Annotated in this window: 17 protein-coding genes and 1 tRNA gene; 6 read left to right on the top strand and 12 right to left on the bottom strand. The window is 36.8% G+C overall.

Features of this window, described 5'->3' with window-relative positions:
* Positions 1-13: 13 nt before the first annotated feature.
* The 3 genes from rlmH to ACPT9C_RS04610 all read right to left on the bottom strand — a co-directional run bounded on the left by rlmH (position 14) and on the right by ACPT9C_RS04610 (position 2,624).
* The gene (rlmH, locus tag ACPT9C_RS04620; RefSeq protein WP_005649848.1) at positions 14-481 is read right to left on the bottom strand and encodes a 23S rRNA (pseudouridine(1915)-N(3))-methyltransferase RlmH; all 468 of its coding nucleotides are present in this window, start codon (positions 479-481) and stop codon (positions 14-16) included.
* A gap of 53 nt (positions 482-534) precedes the next feature.
* Positions 535-843, bottom strand: a complete 309-nt coding sequence (gene rsfS, locus ACPT9C_RS04615; protein WP_014326528.1) for a ribosome silencing factor — start codon at positions 841-843, stop codon at positions 535-537.
* A 125-nt stretch (positions 844-968) separates the two neighbouring features.
* Positions 969-2,624 carry a putative transporter gene (locus ACPT9C_RS04610; protein WP_050848840.1) on the bottom strand — a complete coding sequence of 552 codons (1,656 nt, stop codon included), beginning with the start codon at positions 2,622-2,624 and terminating at the stop codon, positions 969-971.
* 204 nt (positions 2,625-2,828) lie between these two features.
* Here ACPT9C_RS04610 and ACPT9C_RS04605 point away from each other — a divergent pair, with 204 nt between their 5' ends.
* The 4 genes from ACPT9C_RS04605 (at position 2,829) to mreD (ending at position 7,415) form a co-directional block, all read left to right on the top strand.
* Entirely contained in the window at positions 2,829-4,607 is a 1,779-nt protein-coding gene (locus ACPT9C_RS04605) for an ABC transporter ATP-binding protein/permease (protein ID WP_423717090.1), read from the top strand.
* 129 nt (positions 4,608-4,736) lie between these two features.
* On the top strand, positions 4,737-5,792 hold the full coding sequence (locus ACPT9C_RS04600) for a rod shape-determining protein (RefSeq protein WP_044331508.1): 1,056 nt from the start codon (positions 4,737-4,739) through the stop codon (positions 5,790-5,792).
* Positions 5,793-5,871: 79 nt separating this feature from the next.
* Positions 5,872-6,927 carry a rod shape-determining protein MreC gene (mreC, locus tag ACPT9C_RS04595; protein ID WP_048954472.1) on the top strand — a complete coding sequence of 352 codons (1,056 nt, stop codon included), beginning with the start codon at positions 5,872-5,874 and terminating at the stop codon, positions 6,925-6,927.
* Positions 6,927-7,415 carry a rod shape-determining protein MreD gene (gene mreD, locus ACPT9C_RS04590; protein ID WP_005657800.1) on the top strand — a complete coding sequence of 163 codons (489 nt, stop codon included), beginning with the start codon at positions 6,927-6,929 and terminating at the stop codon, positions 7,413-7,415. Before mreC ends, mreD begins: the two co-directional genes overlap by 1 nt.
* 50 nt (positions 7,416-7,465) lie before the next feature.
* Here the strand turns inward: mreD and ACPT9C_RS04585 are convergent, their stop codons facing one another.
* Genes ACPT9C_RS04585 through ACPT9C_RS04565 form a run of 5 tightly spaced genes read right to left on the bottom strand, consistent with a single transcriptional unit; the run spans position 7,466 to position 11,563 of the window.
* Entirely contained in the window at positions 7,466-8,242 is a 777-nt protein-coding gene (locus tag ACPT9C_RS04585) for a TIGR01619 family protein (RefSeq protein ID WP_005657798.1), read from the bottom strand.
* Positions 8,243-8,251: 9 nt separating this feature from the next.
* The gene (gene xthA, locus ACPT9C_RS04580) at positions 8,252-9,055 is read right to left on the bottom strand and encodes an exodeoxyribonuclease III (protein ID WP_048955129.1); all 804 of its coding nucleotides are present in this window, start codon (positions 9,053-9,055) and stop codon (positions 8,252-8,254) included.
* A 47-nt stretch (positions 9,056-9,102) separates the two neighbouring features.
* Complete coding sequence (locus tag ACPT9C_RS04575) at positions 9,103-9,777, bottom strand: TIGR01621 family pseudouridine synthase (protein ID WP_423717094.1); 675 nt, start codon at positions 9,775-9,777, stop codon at positions 9,103-9,105.
* Positions 9,777-10,841, bottom strand: a complete 1,065-nt coding sequence (locus ACPT9C_RS04570) for a YcjF family protein (protein ID WP_050949312.1) — start codon at positions 10,839-10,841, stop codon at positions 9,777-9,779. Before ACPT9C_RS04570 ends, ACPT9C_RS04575 begins: the two co-directional genes overlap by 1 nt.
* A 59-nt stretch (positions 10,842-10,900) precedes the next feature.
* Complete coding sequence (locus tag ACPT9C_RS04565; protein WP_005649826.1) at positions 10,901-11,563, bottom strand: Bax inhibitor-1/YccA family membrane protein; 663 nt, start codon at positions 11,561-11,563, stop codon at positions 10,901-10,903.
* Between the two features lie 180 nt (positions 11,564-11,743).
* Between ACPT9C_RS04565 and ACPT9C_RS04560 the strand changes: the two genes are divergently transcribed.
* Positions 11,744-11,833 (top strand) — tRNA-Ser (locus tag ACPT9C_RS04560).
* Between the two features lie 57 nt (positions 11,834-11,890).
* On the opposite strand, the gene ACPT9C_RS04555 is transcribed toward ACPT9C_RS04560, so the two are convergent.
* Positions 11,891-12,445, bottom strand: a complete 555-nt coding sequence (locus tag ACPT9C_RS04555; protein WP_050949311.1) for a YtfJ family protein — start codon at positions 12,443-12,445, stop codon at positions 11,891-11,893.
* Positions 12,446-12,547: 102 nt separating this feature from the next.
* On the opposite strand from ACPT9C_RS04555, the gene ACPT9C_RS04550 reads away from it, so the two are divergent.
* Positions 12,548-12,874 carry a zinc ribbon domain-containing protein YjdM gene (locus ACPT9C_RS04550; protein WP_050949310.1) on the top strand — a complete coding sequence of 109 codons (327 nt, stop codon included), beginning with the start codon at positions 12,548-12,550 and terminating at the stop codon, positions 12,872-12,874.
* 53 nt (positions 12,875-12,927) lie between these two features.
* On the opposite strand, the gene ACPT9C_RS04545 is transcribed toward ACPT9C_RS04550, so the two are convergent.
* From ACPT9C_RS04545 to ACPT9C_RS04535, 3 genes are read right to left on the bottom strand one after another with little or no spacing between them, the layout of a single operon-like run.
* Positions 12,928-13,566 carry a bifunctional 4-hydroxy-2-oxoglutarate aldolase/2-dehydro-3-deoxy-phosphogluconate aldolase gene (locus ACPT9C_RS04545; RefSeq protein WP_021035528.1) on the bottom strand — a complete coding sequence of 213 codons (639 nt, stop codon included), beginning with the start codon at positions 13,564-13,566 and terminating at the stop codon, positions 12,928-12,930.
* Positions 13,567-13,574: 8 nt separating this feature from the next.
* The gene (uxaC, locus tag ACPT9C_RS04540; protein ID WP_050949309.1) at positions 13,575-14,978 is read right to left on the bottom strand and encodes a glucuronate isomerase; all 1,404 of its coding nucleotides are present in this window, start codon (positions 14,976-14,978) and stop codon (positions 13,575-13,577) included.
* Between the two features lie 9 nt (positions 14,979-14,987).
* Positions 14,988-15,833: an SDR family oxidoreductase gene (locus tag ACPT9C_RS04535; protein ID WP_050949308.1), complete on the bottom strand. Its 846-nt coding sequence runs from the start codon at positions 15,831-15,833 to the stop codon at positions 14,988-14,990.
* Positions 15,834-15,844 lie beyond the last annotated feature (11 nt).

The raw sequence follows: 15,844 nt of genomic DNA, 5'->3' as shown, positions 1-15,844 counted from the left end.
AAATAAGGATGTATTATTCTCGATGATAAGGATGATTAGTAGTGAGCGACCACGCGCGATACAAACTTTCAGCCACTACAACACGAACAAGTGGGTGAGGTAATGTCAATGGCGAAAGCGACCAACTTTGCTCTGCAGCGGCTTTACATTCTGGCGAAAGCCCCTCAGGCCCACCAATCAACAAACAAACATCGCGACCATCATTTTTCCACGCTTCTAATTGCTCGGCTAACTGCGGTGTCGTCCAAGGTTTACCAGGAATATCTAACGTCACGACTTTGCCTTTTCCACAGGCAGCTAACATCGCCTTACCTTCTTGCTCTAAAATACGTTTAATATCAGCATTTTTTCCACGCTTACCTGCTGGGATTTCAATCAGTTCAAAAGGCATATCTTTTGGGAAACGGCGTTGATATTCCTCAAAACCCGTTGTAACCCAAGAAGGCATTTTTGTTCCAACAGCAATTAACGTGATTTTCACAAGTCATCCTTATCTAAAAAGTGCGGTTATTTTTCACCGCACTTTACTAATATTTACGCCCAAAGTTTCTCTAATTGATACATTTCACGGGCGTCACGTTGCATAATATGTACGATAGCTTGACCAAGATCCACCACAATCCAATCTGCAGTATTTTTACCTTCTTCGCCAAAGGTTTCAAAACCTGCTTTTTTACATTCTGTGATTAAATTATCTGCCATTGCAGAAACTTGGCGGCTCGATGTACCCGTGCAAATAATCATATTATCCGTAATCGATGATTTTCCACGTACATCAAAATGTACAATATCTGTTCCCTTTAACCCTTCTAAGGTTTCCATCAAAAATTCAACTAACGCCATTTTGTTCTCACTTCGCAATAAAAGTGCGGAATTCTATCATTGAATACCCTCTTGCGCAAAATCCACACAAAAAATAAGCGCGAAATTAACCGCGCTTTTGTTTGTATAAATTGAACTTATTTTGGCTATGCCGCCCACAATAACACAGCTAATAACTGCGGCGACATTATTCGCAAGAACATCACTAACGGATACACAGTGGCATAAGAAAGTGCTGCAGCACCGTTATCTTCTTTAATTTCATTAGCAAATGCTAAAGCGGGAGGATCCGTCATTGAACCTGCAAGTAAACCACAGATTGTAAGGTAATTCAGTTTGCCATATAGACGAGCCAAAATACCGGTAATCATTAATGGAATAAAGGTGATAAAAATACCGTATCCCATCCATTCAAGACCAGAGCCATTCAACAAGGTATCAAAGAAACTTCCGCCTGATTTTAAACCGACCACAGCCAAGAAAAGAACAATCCCAATTTCGCGTAACGCCAAGTTAGCACTAGGCGGCATAAACCAGTAAAGTTTACCAATCGTGCCAATTCTCGCTAAGATCAACGCAACCACCAATGGCCCGCCAGCAAGCCCTAATTTTAACGCAACAGGGAAACCTGGAATATAGAATGGAATCGAACCAACGAGTACTCCTAAACCAATGCCGATAAACACAGGTAACATTTGCACTTGAAGCAATTTTTGTTGTGCATTACCAATGACTGAAATAGCCTGATTTAGTACATCACTGCGTCCGACCATATGTAGCACATCGCCAAATTGCAGTGTGGTATTTCCCGTTGGAACTAACTCAATCCCTGCACGATTTAAACGTGAAATCACAACCCCATATTTTTGATGAATGCCTAAGGCACGGATCTTTTTGCCTAATACTTTTTCATTCGTTACCACCACACGCTCAGAACGAATTTCGCCACTATAGGCAACGGTTGGTGCATCAACTTCGTGTCCGATAATTAAACGCATTTTAGCAAGCGAATTATCATCGCCCACTAATTGTAAAATATCGTTGATACGAATTTCAGTACTTGCCTTTGGAACAATTTCCATATCATCGCGTTTTAAACGTGAACATACGACTTCTTCATCACTAAATCCAGGAATTTGAATTAACGTCAGACCATCTAAATTTTGGTTCGTCACTTTTAAAGAAATATTATGTAAACTTTCTTTATCTTGACTGCTCTCCGCATTAAAACGTGCCGCTTCATCGTCCACTTTGACTTTAAAAAATAAGCGGATTAACCACATTGCAAGCAAAATACCGCAAATACCGAATGGATAAGCCATTGCATAAGACATCCCCATAGTTACAGTGGTTTGCGGCACACCTAATTCTGCTAAAATTTGTTGTCCAGCCCCCAACGCAGGCGTATTAGTAACAGCACCAGAATAAATACCTAAGGCAATATCAAGTGGAACATCCGCAATTTTACGTACAAGAACCACGGCAATTGAACCCAGCACAATAATCAAAATGGCAAAGGCATTTAGCTTTAAACCAGATTTTCGTAAAGAAGAAAAAAAGCCCGGCCCAACCTGAATACCAATAGTATAAACAAATAAAATTAAACCAAATTCTTGCACAAAATGCAGCGTATGCGCATCCAGTTTCAAGCCATATTGATTAGTGAAATGGGCAACAATAATGCCGCCAAACAGCACGCCACCAATGCCAAGCCCAACCCCGCGGATCTTCCAATGCCCGATCCATAAGCCGATTACGGCGACGAGGGCAAGAAGGCTAATAGTGATCGCAATATCACTCATATTGACCCCTTAGAAATGAAATTTAACTCCTTTGGATTATATCCAAGTTACTTTTTGAAAACCTTAACCAAACTCAAAAAATGCTACATTCGTCACATTTTTTCTTGCGAAATTGAGCATAGACTCTACAATACCGAAAATTTTGACCCTTTTACAAAAAGTGCGGTTATTTTTCACCGCACTTTTAGCTCGGATGGAATATTTATGGATTACAGCCAAGAAGCCATTACTTCTCTTATTTGGATTTTACAAACGCTAGCCATCACCTCAGTCGTCTTTAGTTTTGGCATTTTTCTTTTGGTGCGTTTTACTCAATGGGGAAGACAATTTTGGATGTTTGCAGGTGGTTATCTTTCGCCTAAACGTAGTATAAAACCTATCTTATTCTTTCTTCTCATTGTTGCAATGACGCTACTTAGCGTACGTATCAGCCTTGTACATTCTGAGTGGTACAAAAATATGTACACATCATTGCAAGAATTTAATGAACATGTATTTTGGCAACAAATGGGCTTATTCTGTGGCATTGCCGCAAGTTCTGTTTCAGCAGCATTAGTAAGCTATTATTTAGAGCAACGTTTCGTCATCAACTGGATTGAATGGCTTAACGAACAGCTTGTTGATAAATGGATGGCACATCGTGCCTATTACAAAACACAGTATTTATCAGAAAACCTAGATAACCCCGATCAACGTATTCAACAAGATGTGCAATCTTATGTAAAAACCACGCTTTCTTTAAGCACTGGCGTCATTGATGCGGTCACCTCGATGATCTCTTACACGATTTTGTTATGGGGATTAGCCGGTCCAATGATAGTACTTGGTGTAGAAATTCCGCATATGATGGTATTTTTAGTGTTTGGTTATGTCATTTTCACAACCCTCATCGCATTCTGGCTCGGTCGCCCATTAATCTCATTGAATTTTATTAATGAACGCCTAAACGCAAACTATCGTTATTCTTTAATTCGCATTAAAGAATATGCTGAAAGCATTGCTTTTTATGCGGGCGAAAAAGTCGAAAAAAATCAGCTTTATCAGCAGTTCAACGCCGTCATTCACAATATGTGGGTCATTATATTTAGAACACTAAAATTTTCAGGATTTAACCTAGTCGTAAGCCAAATTTCTGTTGTTTTTCCATTGTTAATTCAAGTTGGACGTTACTTTGAAAAGCAAATAAAACTAGGCGATCTAATGCAAACCTTGCAAGTATTTGGTCAGTTACACGCAAATCTTTCATTCTTCCGCAGTACTTATGATAATTTTGCAAGCTATAAAGCAACGCTAGATCGTTTAACTGGGTTCTGTTATGCCATTGAAAAAGCAAATAATAAATCACAAACACAGATCCACAATCATCCAACAGATGTGATTTTCAAAAATTTAAGTATTCAAAATCCATTAGGTCATACACTAATTAAACATCTAAACATTACCTTACCGCAAGGAACAAGTTTGCTTATTCAAGGAAAATCTGGGGCAGGAAAAACCACGCTTTTACGCACCATTGCGGGGCTTTGGAGCTATGCCGAGGGAGAAATAAATTGCCCTACGCAAAATCAGCTTTTCTTGTCACAAAAGCCCTATGTGCCACAAGGAAATTTAATGTCAGCATTAGCTTATCCAAATAACGCTGACAATATTTCACATACACAAGCTGTAGAAATATTAAATAAAGTACAACTAGGACATTTGGCTGAACAATTAGAAAAAGAACAAGACTGGACACGTATTCTTTCTCTTGGCGAACAACAGCGTTTGGCGTTTGCACGATTAATTCTACACAAACCAGCGGTGGCATTTTTAGATGAAGCCACAGCTAGTATGGATGAAGGTTTAGAATTTTCGATGTATCAATTGTTACAACAAGAACTACCACAAACGACAATCATCAGTGTGGGACACCGTTCAACCCTTAAAACCTTACATCAACAACAGTTAATTCTGCAAGACAAAGGGCAATGGCAAGTGCTATAAAAAACGCTAAAAAACACTGTAATCGCAACGCTTTTTTTGATACATTTAGCGCAATTTTTTGTATGTTTGACAAAGTCATTTTCTACTTTTTGTCAAACAAAACTAACTTTCATTTTAAACGGTATAATTATGTTATTTAAAAAAATTCGTGGGTTGTTTTCAAACGATCTTTCTATTGATTTAGGCACAGCTAATACTTTAATTTATGTCAAAAGACAAGGTATTGTACTTGATGAACCCTCTGTTGTTGCGATTCGTCAAGATCGCGTAGGCACATTAAAAAGCATTGCAGCTGTGGGTAAAGAAGCTAAATTAATGTTAGGTCGTACTCCCAAAAGTATTGTAGCAATTCGTCCGATGAAAGATGGCGTTATTGCAGACTTTTTTGTGACAGAAAAAATGTTGCAATACTTTATCAAACAAGTTCATAGCGGTAATTTTATGCGTCCAAGCCCACGTGTATTAGTATGTGTGCCAGCTGGTGCAACACAAGTAGAACGCCGCGCAATTAAAGAATCAGCAATCGGTGCTGGTGCGCGTGAAGTATATTTAATTGAAGAACCAATGGCAGCTGCAATTGGGGCTAAATTACCCGTTTCTACTGCAGTTGGTTCTATGGTAATTGATATCGGTGGCGGTACGACAGAAGTGGCTGTAATTTCCTTAAATGGTATCGTATATTCTTCTTCCGTGCGTATCGGTGGTGACCGTTTCGACGAGGCGATTATTTCTTATGTTCGCCGCACTTTTGGCTCGGTTATCGGGGAACCTACCGCCGAACGCATCAAACAAGAAATTGGTTCTGCTTATATTCAAGAAGGTGACGAAATTAAAGAAATGGAAGTACACGGACATAATTTAGCCGAAGGGGCGCCACGTTCATTTACTTTAACATCACGTGATGTCCTAGAAGCCATTCAACAACCATTAAACGGTATTATAGCAGCGGTTCGAACCGCACTTGAAGAATGCCAACCAGAACACGCGGCAGACATTTTCGAACGTGGTATGGTATTAACTGGTGGCGGTGCTTTATTACGTAATATTGATATTTTACTTTCTAAAGAATCTGGTGTCCCTGTTATCATCGCAGAAGATCCATTAACCTGTGTTGCTCGTGGTGGTGGCGAAGCATTAGAAATGATCGATATGCACGGCGGCGATATTTTTAGTGATGAAATTTAATTAGAATATGAACAAAAAGTGCGGTTAAAAATAACCGCACTTTTCCTTTCACTTTTGTCATTCAACAAGAGAAAGTTTAATGAAACCCATTTTCGGCAAAGCCCCTCCCCTAGGTATTCGTCTGCTTATCGCTATCTTTGCATCTATTGCCTTAATTTTAGCTGATGGACGTAATAGCTCAATAACGAAAGCACGTAGTGCAATGGAAACGGCAATAGGCGGTTTATATTATCTTGCAAATAGCCCTAGAAGTATCTTAGATGGCATTTCAGAAAATCTTGTTGATACCAATAAATTACAAATTGAAAACAAAGTACTACGCCAACAGCTTTTGGAAAAAAATGCAGATTTACTTTTACTTGATCAACTCAAAGTTGAAAATCAGCGATTACGTCTTTTATTAAATTCTCCGTTAAGAACCGATGAATACAAAAAAATTGCCGAAGTTCTTACTGCAGAAACAGATATTTATCGCCAACAAATTGTTATTAATCAAGGCAAAAAAGACGGTGCTTATGTAGGTCAGCCTGTCATTGATGAAAAAGGCGTCATTGGACAAATTATTTCCGTGGGCGAAAATACTAGCCGAGTACTGCTACTCACAGACGTAACACACTCAATTCCAGTGCAAGTTCTACGCAATGATGTTCGTGTTATTGCGAGTGGGACTGGGCATACCGATGAACTAAGCCTCGATAACGTGCCTCGTTCCGTTGATATAGAAAAAGGCGATCTTCTCGTAACCTCTGGGCTTGGTGGACGTTTTCTTGAAGGCTATCCCGTAGCTGTTGTACAAAGCGTTTCGCGTGATAGCTCTAATTACTTTGCAATAGTTAAAGCTAAACCTTTAGCTTTATTAGAACGTTTACGTTATGTACTTTTACTTTGGCCAAGTAACCTAGATATATCAAAAGTAAAATCAATATCGCCAGAAGAAGTTCGCAATCTGGTGCAAAAACGTTTAGAAAGCCAAGCTAATGAAGCAAATTATAGAGTGAAAAAAACACCCTTAACAGAAAAAGACTTTCCAGAAAATGAAGAAAAAACCATTATTGAACCAGATATTCCAACAGATTTTCTTCAAAATGAAGAAGATCTTCCCATAGAACAGCAAGAAGAAAGGATAGAAGACTAATGCAAACACGATTTATTTTACAATGGTTCACTATTTTAAGCTTCTTTGTTATTGCCTTTGTATTAGAACTTGCACCTTGGCCAGTTGGTTTCCAAATGCTAAAGCCTGCGTGGCTTGTACTTGTATTACTTTATTGGGTATTAGCTATTCCCAATAAAGTAAGTATAGGCTGGTCATTTTTACTCGGATTAACTTGGGATTTAATATTAGGCTCTACATTAGGCGTTCACGCTCTCGTACTTTCTACGAGTATGTACATCATTGCCAAAAACTATTTAATTCTGCGAAATTTATCACTTTGGTTCCAAAGTTTATTGGTTGTACTTTTCGTCTTCATTATAAGATTACTTATTTTCTTAGTTGAATTTTCACTCCATACTGCCTTTTTTCACTGGCAAGCCATCTTGGGCGCATTCGCTTCTGGTTTACTATGGCCGTGGGTATTTTTATTAATGCGTAAAATACGCAGAAAAGTTAAATTACATTAAAAAAGAGAGGTAACTCTCTCTTTTTTATGATTTATGAATGTTTCAAACACCTAATTCAATGGCTTATTGCTATCTAGTAAAGAATCACATTCCCAACCGATATACTCTCCCGAAAATTGTTCAGCCAATTTTTCAAAACGTTCTACTTGTTCAAAAATTTCGCTATTTTCTAATGAAATTTCTTGCTCTAATTTTACCAAGAAATAAGGTTCGTCATCTTCATTAAACTGAATCGCTTGTGCAGAATATTGTAATGTCGTGAAAGAATAATCCCCTAAACTAAGCTCATCCATAAAAGGGAACATTTTCTGCTCTTCATCAAAATGAAAACTATGCTCTACTAAATAGGTATCACTTAAATTACGACCTTTACTTTTTAATAAATCAAGCAATTCTTCCGTTGCATTTAACTTAATCTCCAATGGAGAAGCGAGCAAAAAGTCAAAATAAGTATCCCAAATTAAATCCTTTTGCACATTAATATCTTTAACAAAATCAATTTGTTGTAAAGTTTCTACAATAAGATTTTCGTGCTTACAATAAAAATGTATTTTTATTTGAGAATTACAAATAAAATGCCCCGCAAAAAATACATTTGGAAGTGCGGTTAGTTGTGTCAAAATTTTAAATACACGGTTAATTAACTTATCGTATTCAACTTCTGAGGGTAAACCCGTTTCATCATCAGCCTGATAATCAATAGTAAACTGCACTATTTTATCGAGACCTTTACCGTGATATTTTTCAACATCTTCAATATTTGCGGTAAACACGGCAGGCATACCATTCACAGTAGAACGATAATTCTGCCAATTTGCCATATCCATTTCGCTTTCCTATTTAAATTCAGCCCAAATCGGTGCGTGATCAGACGGTTTTTCCATTACTCGAATATCTAATGCAATGCCCACATCGACACATCGTTCAGCTAATTTTTGGCTTACCAAAATATGATCAATTCGTAAACCTCGATTATCATCAAAACCTTTAGAACGGTAATCAAACCACGAGAATTTATCATTTGCTGTTGGATTCAGCTTACGAAAACTATCTTCTAATCCATAATCATACAAACGTTGATACCACGCTCTTTCTTCAGGTAAGAAAGAACATTTACCTGTGCGTAACCAACGTTTACGATTTTCATCTCCGATACCAATATCTAAATCACTTGGACTAATATTCATATCGCCCATAATTAAAATCGGATTAGATTTGTCGTGTTCTTTTTCTAAATACTGTTGAAGATCTGCATAAAATTTCTCTTTAGCTGGAAATTTAGTCTCATGCGCACGGCTTTCCCCCTGTGGGAAATAGCCATTAATGACAGTCAATAAACCAAATTCAGTTTCCAGATCAGCCATAATAATGCGTTTTTGCGCATCTTCATTGTCAGTTGGAAAACCACGACGAACCACTTTAGGTTCTTGTTTAGTCAATAATGCTACTCCATAATGACCTTTCTGACCATGATGAAATACGTGATAACCTAAGTTTTCTGTCATTTCATAGGGAAAAGACTCGTCAGCAACTTTAATTTCCTGTAAGCCGATAACATCTGGCTGATATTTTTCAATAATGGCTTCAAGTTGATGTGGTCTAGCACGTAAACCATTTATATTAAAAGAGATAAATTTCATTTTTGTTCCTAATAAAGAGTGAAATTGGCTTTATTATACAGAGATTTCTATTTTGATAAAAACGGCTTTGTCAGATAAACCTGAATTTGCTCAAATACTGTAGGCTTAAGCCAAAATTGACCTTGAATAGGAAAACAAGTGACCGAAATAAAATCATTCAAATAATCAAATTCCAATTGAACCGAATGCAAATAAGTGCGGTCAATTTTTTCAGTATTTTTACCATAAAGCCCATCGCCTAAAATCGGGCTACCTAAACTTTTCATGGCAACACGTAATTGATGTGTTTTACCCGTTTGAGGTTTTAAAACAAATAAACGTAAATTAGGTTCACAATTTACACTTTCAAAACGCGTAATCGCTGGATTTTCTTTAGTTTGACAAAGTTTCCATGCACCGTCTCGGGCTTTCTTCATATCCCCGACGATCAATCCTTGTTTCTTTTTAGGCTTTTGGTTACTTAATGCCAAATACGTTTTATGAATTTTATGTTCAGAAAAAAGTCGAGAAAATTCAGCCGCACTTTCAGCATTCAGTGCCAAAATTAATAGCCCCGACGTCACTTTATCTAAGCGATGAACCAACCATACTTGAGGCACATTCAATTGTTTTGCAACAAGTTCTGTTAAGCCTTGTTCTTCTTGATCTTTATGAACGCTAATACCCTCAGACTTGTTGATAATAATAAAATCACTATGTTGATAAACAACCTCGATTTTCATCAGACTTGCTCCTTTTTGTAAATTTTATTTTTACCTAGAACAATATCTTTCACCGAGCTAAGTAATTCCTGTTGAATATGTGAAAGCTTTGGTTTTTCGTTTAATTGAAATGCTAATGGGCGACAAAGCTCCATTGCTTTCACGCCTAATCTAGCAGTAAGCAATCCCACACCGATTCCTTGAGCGATACGCGCAGAAAGTTTTGCTGTCACATCTTGAGAAAGCCAATCCATTCCAATATCTTGTGCCACTTCGGCTGCCCCAGCAAAAGCGATATTGACCAATACCATTCTTAACAATCGAATACGTGAAAAATACCCTAATTCAATCCCATAAATTTCAGCAATTTTATTCATTAATCGAAGATTGCGCCACGCGATAAAAAACATATCCACTACAGCAAGCGGACTAATCGCAACAATCACAGCCGATTCAGCGGCCATTTTACTAATCAATTTTTTAGCTTGTGCATCAAAAGAAGACAAAATATTACGACTGAATAAATAAGTAATTTCTTGCGCGGAATAAGCTTCATTTAATTGGTGTTGCCATTGAATTACCGCTGGAGAATCATTTTCTAAACCTAGAGATTTTGCGACCTCTAAACAAAGCACTTTACTTTTTTCTACGTTCTGAACAGAAAAAACATCGCTATTTTCTACCGCACTTTCTAACCAAATCTGCTGACTTTGTTGTTGCAATTGCTCACGTTTTTTTAAATAAACTAAACGTCTCCACTCACCGATAATCTCTTTAATCCCCAATAAAATGACAATTAAACTGACTAAAGCAAAAGCAAGATAAATCCATTGATGTTGTTGATAGCTATCCCAAATCCACTGCACGGATTGTGCAACCGTCGCTGAGCCAAATAAAAGTGCGGTAAATTTTAATACCGTTTTTCCAAAACTGGATTTTGGTTTCAATGCCTGTTCAAGCTGAGCATCAAGTAACTCTCCGTCTAATGCTTCATCTAACTTTGTTTCCACATTATGAAACTCTTGCTTAGGCTGATATTGTTCTTCCTCTACATTAACTGAATGTTCAAAAATTTGTTTTTCCATTGCCTATTCCAAAAAATAACCCCACTAAATAGTGGGGTCATAAAGTCAAAATTCAATCATTATTCATCACTTGAAAAGATAGAAAGTAATCTTAATAAACTCAAGAATAAATTGTAGATTGAAACATAGATGTTCACGGTTGCTCGAATGTAATTTGTTTCTCCACCGTGAATAATATTACTGGTTTCATACAAAATGGTCATTGTTGAGAACACTACAAATAATGCACTAATTGCGACCGATAAAGCAGGAATTTGGAAGAAGAAACTCGCCACCATACCAAGCAATAACACAATAAATAATGCGAACATTGCGCTTGATAAGAATGACATATCTTTTTTCGTAGTCAATACATAAGCGGAACACGCAAAAAACACGATAGCAGTTCCTGCGAATGCAAGCATAATCAAATCTTCCATTCCACGTGCCACATACATATTTAAAATTGGCCCGATGGTGTATCCCATAAATCCAGTGAAAGCAAAGGCCGCCAAAATACCAGCAGGGCGATCAGCTAATTTATTGGTTAAGAAAAGTAAGCCATAAAAACCCACTAGTAACACAATAATATTTGGATAAGGCAAGTTTAAGCTCATTGAAATAAACGCAACAACCGCTGAAAATGCCATGGTTAATCCCAATAAAAAATACGTGTTACGCAACACTTTATGTGTGCTGAGTAACGATTCTTTTTGAGCATCCACAATAAGACGTGATTGCATAAAAGCTCCTTGTAAAATAAATAAAAAGTCTTCTGTAAAGTAAGGGCTAGGGATAAAAAAGTCAATGGTATTAATGGAATTAATTTCATCAAAATGAATAAATTATCATCATCTAAAGTTAAATCATCAAATTTCTATTTACATCAATAAAATATTCATTATACTACGCCCATCAATCACGGAGGAATGGTCGAGTGGTTGAAGGCACCGGTCTTGAAAACCGGCGAGGGTTTACGCCCTCCTAGGGTTCGAATCCCTATTCCTCCGCCATCAGAATTAAAAAAATCCTTAAGTCGCAAAGCTTAGGGATTTTTACTTTGTATTACATTATTTAGTTAATCCATTCACGAGTGAAATAACAGTCTGAATATCGCTATCAGACAATTTTCCTTCTTTCACAAATTTTACTTTCCCCGTTTTGTCTAACACAATAATTGCACTATCTTTAGGATTTAATCCCCAAGCATTTTTCACCGCACTTTTATCATCTAGCACAACTTGGCTATGTGGATTTTCTTGTTTGCCTTTTTGCGCACTATTTTTTACAAATATACCTGTACCAACAATCGCATCATCCGCATTAATAATGGTCGTTGTTTGGTATTTTGCAGGATTAAAATGAGATGCTTTTATCGCATCAATCATTGGCTGATTTTTCTCTTTTGCTGCCGTTCTACCCGCTAAATGATGAACAACACGCACTTTACCCGCTAATTCCGCAGAACCCCAAGGTTGAAATGTTATATCTTTTCCAGAAAGTACAATTTCACCATACTCACTCACTTTGACCGATGGTAAAGATTGCTCTAATTGCAAATTGTGTGCCCAAGTTGAACTACTAAACATCACACCACAAACTAAGGCAAGAATTTGTTTTTTCATACATTTTCCTCAAAATTGATCAAAAACTTTCACACTTTGGCGAAAGACATCTTTTTTGCTATACTTGCGTGCCTATTATATGTAATCAAAAAGGAAAACCCAATGGATCAAATGCCTAATTGCCCAAAATGTCAAAGTGAATACGTTTACCACGATTCAATTAATTTTGCTTGCCCTGATTGCGGTAATGAATGGGATAATAATGAAATTCAAGAATCAGATGACGATCAATTAATTGTAAAAGACAGCAATGGGAATTTGCTTGCAGATGGCGATGATGTACTTTTGATTAAAGATTTAAAATTAAAAGGTTCATCAGAAGTATTGAAAAAAGGTACAAAATTCAAAAACATCCGCTTAGTAAATGGCGATCATAATGTCGATTGCGGCAAAATTATGTTGAAATCTGAGTTTTTGAAAAAAGCTTAATCGAAAAAAATGCGCTCTAAATAGACCGCACTTTGCACTTTAAAGACATAAATTTATTTAATAATATCAATCACTTCTCTGACTAATCGTCCAATTTCATCCCAATTTTTGGATTGAATCAATTTTTTCTCCACAAACCAAGAGCCTCCACAAGCAACAATATTAGGAATAGCGAGATAATCCCTTATGTTATGAAGCCCTATACCACCAGTCGGCATTATCTGTAATTGAGCATAAGGACCGAGCAATGCTTTAATCATTTTCACTCCGCCTGAAGCCTCTGCAGGGAAAAATTTTACCGCTGAAATTCCCATTTCTAATGCAGTTTCAATTGCCATAGGATTATTCACCCCTGGTGTTATTGGAAAATTCAAATCTTGACATAATTTCACAATTTTTGGATTTAACCCAGGAGTAACAACAAAATCTGCTCCGCTACTTTTAGCTAAAACTACTTGTTCCGCAGTTAAAACTGTGCCCGCAGCAATCAAAAAATCGGGTCGATAAGTACGCAGTAAATGAATTGCATCTGCCGCAGCTTCAGAACGAAAAGTAATCTCTGCCACAGGTAAACCATTTTTAGCCAACGTATCTGCTAGCGGCAAAATATCTTCTGCATTATCCAACGCAATTACAGGCACAATTTTGAGTTCACGAAGTTTTTCAATAATTTGTTGAGTTGTGTATGACATAATTTTCCCTATTTAAAATAATTTTTTGCATTGTTGAAACAAATATCTTCAATCATTTTACCCAGTAATGAAATGTCATTTGGAGCTTCACCTTTTTCAACCCATCCGCCAATCATTTCACATAAAATACGGCGGAAATACTCATGGCGAGTGTAAGATAAAAAACTACGTGAATCAGTTAGCATTCCAACAAATTGACTGAGTAACCCTAATTGAGAAAGCTGTTGTAACTGACGTTCCATTCCGTCTTTTTGATCATTAAACCACCATCCAGAACCAAACTGTATTTTGCCTGCAATACCATCGCCTTGAAAGTTTCCGATCATACTAGCGATCATTTCATTATCTCGAGGATTTAAGCAATACAAAATAGTTTTAGGAAGTTGATTTTCCCTATCCATTGCATCTAACAAACGAGAGAGGGGCTCAGCATAACTTCGATCACCAATGGAATCAAAGCCACTATCCGCACCAAGTAAAGCAAACATTCGACTATTATTGTTACGTATTGCACCAATATGCATCTGCATTACCCAATTACGTTTACAATATTCTGAAGCTAACCAGACTAAAACTGCAGTACTAAATTGAGCAACTTCTTCTTCCAAGAGCGGTTGATTTTGCAAACGTTTTTGTAAAATACTATTCAATACTGATTCATCTGGAATAGCTGAAAAACGGACAATTTCCATACCATGATCAGCAGATTTACAACCTTGAGCATCAAAATATTCGAGACGTTTTAACAACGCTTTTTGTAAATCTGCAAACGTATAAATATCTACATCTGCAATTTCACTTAACTGTACAAGGTAATCATTAAATTGCGGTAATTCAATTTTAAATACTTTATCAGGTCGCCAACTTGGTACAACATCAATATCAAAACTTTCATCATTCTTGATTGCTTGATGATATTGCAAAGAATCAATGGGATCATCTGTTGTCCCCACTAATTTCACGTTCATTTTCTGCATAATGCCTCGCGAAGAAAATTCAGGTTGTTGCAACATTTCATTACATTGATGCCAAATTTTTTCCGCATTTTGCGGATTGAATAACATATTGGTTATACCAAAAGGACGGCGTAATTCTAAATGTGTCCAGTGATAAATTGGATTACCAATACAAAGGGGGACTGTTTTCGCCCAAGCCAAATATTTTTGATAATTAGTAGCCTTCCCTGTAATCAATTCTTCTGGTATTCCAGCTGTACGCAAAGCTCGCCATTTGTAATGATCACCCTCTAGCCAAATTTCAGATAAATCATTAAATTGACGATTTTCCGCCACTTCTCTTGGATTTAAATGACAGTGATAATCAAAAATAGGTTTATTTTTGGCATAATCATGATAGAGAATTTTTGCTGTATCTGTTGAAAGAAGAAAATCTTCATCCATAAATTGTTTCATTTAATCCCCCTATACTCCACTATACGCAGAAAAACCGCCATCAACAGGTAAAACTACGCCATTGACAAAAGCAGAATAATGCTCATCTATTAAGAAAAGTAATGCGCCGAGCAATTCTTCTGGCTCACCAAAACGCCCCATTGGTGTATTAGTTAGAATTTTATTTGCTCTATCTGTTGGTTTTCCTTCAGTATCAAATAATAAAGTGCGGTTTTGATTACTAACTAAAAACCCTGGTGCGATAGCATTACAACGAATACCAACTTTTGAGAAATATACAGCAAGCCATTGAGTAAAATTACTGATTGCAGCTTTTGCACCAGAGTAAGCAGGTATCTTTGTAAGTGGTGTAACGGCATTCATACTAGAAATATTAATAATATTTGCCCCTTGTTTACCAAGCATATCTTTTGCAAAAACTTGAGTTGGTAATAATGAACCTAAATAATTGAGATTAAATACAAATTCTATACCAGATTTATCTAAATCAAAGAATGTTCTCGTCGTTTCATTTAAATCAAATTGATGGAACTCATTATCTGTTGTCGCTTTTGGATTATTCCCACCAGCACCATTAATTAAAATATCACAAGTGCCAAAATCAATAGCTATTTGATCACGCACTTCTTTAATATTTTCAAGTTCTAACACATTAGTTTTATAAGCTTTTGCTTTTCCACCTGATTGGTTAATTTCTTTTGCTGCTTTGTCTGCTGCCTCGAAATTCAAATCTAACAGGGCAATATTAGCTTTAGTATGTGCTAACTGCTTGGCTAGAAATGAACATAACACTCCACCAGCCCCCGTGATTACAATTAGCTTATTTTCTAAGTTATGGTTTGCTGCAATATTCATAGTAAACTCCA

Origin of the sequence: Haemophilus sp. HN_Hi16, from assembly GCF_049823435.1 — a bacterium.
GTDB lineage: Bacteria > Pseudomonadota > Gammaproteobacteria > Enterobacterales > Pasteurellaceae > Haemophilus > Haemophilus influenzae_D.
Note: the sequence above shows the minus strand (reverse complement) of the source record. Positions and strands in the feature narration are given on the sequence as shown.

Bases quoted from the DNA above. Each gene is read 5' to 3' on its own strand.
- rsfS (WP_014326528.1), bottom strand. From the start codon at position 843: ATGGCGTTAGTTGAATTTTTGATGGAAACCTTAGAAGGGTTAAAGGGA.
- ACPT9C_RS04610 (WP_050848840.1), bottom strand. From the start codon at position 2,624: ATGAGTGATATTGCGATCACTATTAGCCTTCTTGCCCTCGTCGCCGTA.
- ACPT9C_RS04605 (WP_423717090.1), top strand. From the start codon at position 2,829: ATGGATTACAGCCAAGAAGCCATTACTTCTCTTATTTGGATTTTACAA.
- ACPT9C_RS04600 (WP_044331508.1), top strand. From the start codon at position 4,737: ATGTTATTTAAAAAAATTCGTGGGTTGTTTTCAAACGATCTTTCTATT.
- mreC (WP_048954472.1), top strand. From the start codon at position 5,872: ATGAAACCCATTTTCGGCAAAGCCCCTCCCCTAGGTATTCGTCTGCTT.
- mreD (WP_005657800.1), top strand. From the start codon at position 6,927: ATGCAAACACGATTTATTTTACAATGGTTCACTATTTTAAGCTTCTTT.
- ACPT9C_RS04585 (WP_005657798.1), bottom strand. From the start codon at position 8,242: ATGGATATGGCAAATTGGCAGAATTATCGTTCTACTGTGAATGGTATG.
- xthA (WP_048955129.1), bottom strand. From the start codon at position 9,055: ATGAAATTTATCTCTTTTAATATAAATGGTTTACGTGCTAGACCACAT.
- ACPT9C_RS04575 (WP_423717094.1), bottom strand. From the start codon at position 9,777: ATGAAAATCGAGGTTGTTTATCAACATAGTGATTTTATTATTATCAAC.
- ACPT9C_RS04570 (WP_050949312.1), bottom strand. From the start codon at position 10,841: ATGGAAAAACAAATTTTTGAACATTCAGTTAATGTAGAGGAAGAACAA.
- ACPT9C_RS04565 (WP_005649826.1), bottom strand. From the start codon at position 11,563: ATGCAATCACGTCTTATTGTGGATGCTCAAAAAGAATCGTTACTCAGC.
- ACPT9C_RS04555 (WP_050949311.1), bottom strand. From the start codon at position 12,445: ATGAAAAAACAAATTCTTGCCTTAGTTTGTGGTGTGATGTTTAGTAGT.
- ACPT9C_RS04550 (WP_050949310.1), top strand. From the start codon at position 12,548: ATGGATCAAATGCCTAATTGCCCAAAATGTCAAAGTGAATACGTTTAC.
- ACPT9C_RS04545 (WP_021035528.1), bottom strand. From the start codon at position 13,566: ATGTCATACACAACTCAACAAATTATTGAAAAACTTCGTGAACTCAAA.
- uxaC (WP_050949309.1), bottom strand. From the start codon at position 14,978: ATGAAACAATTTATGGATGAAGATTTTCTTCTTTCAACAGATACAGCA.
- ACPT9C_RS04535 (WP_050949308.1), bottom strand. From the start codon at position 15,833: ATGAATATTGCAGCAAACCATAACTTAGAAAATAAGCTAATTGTAATC.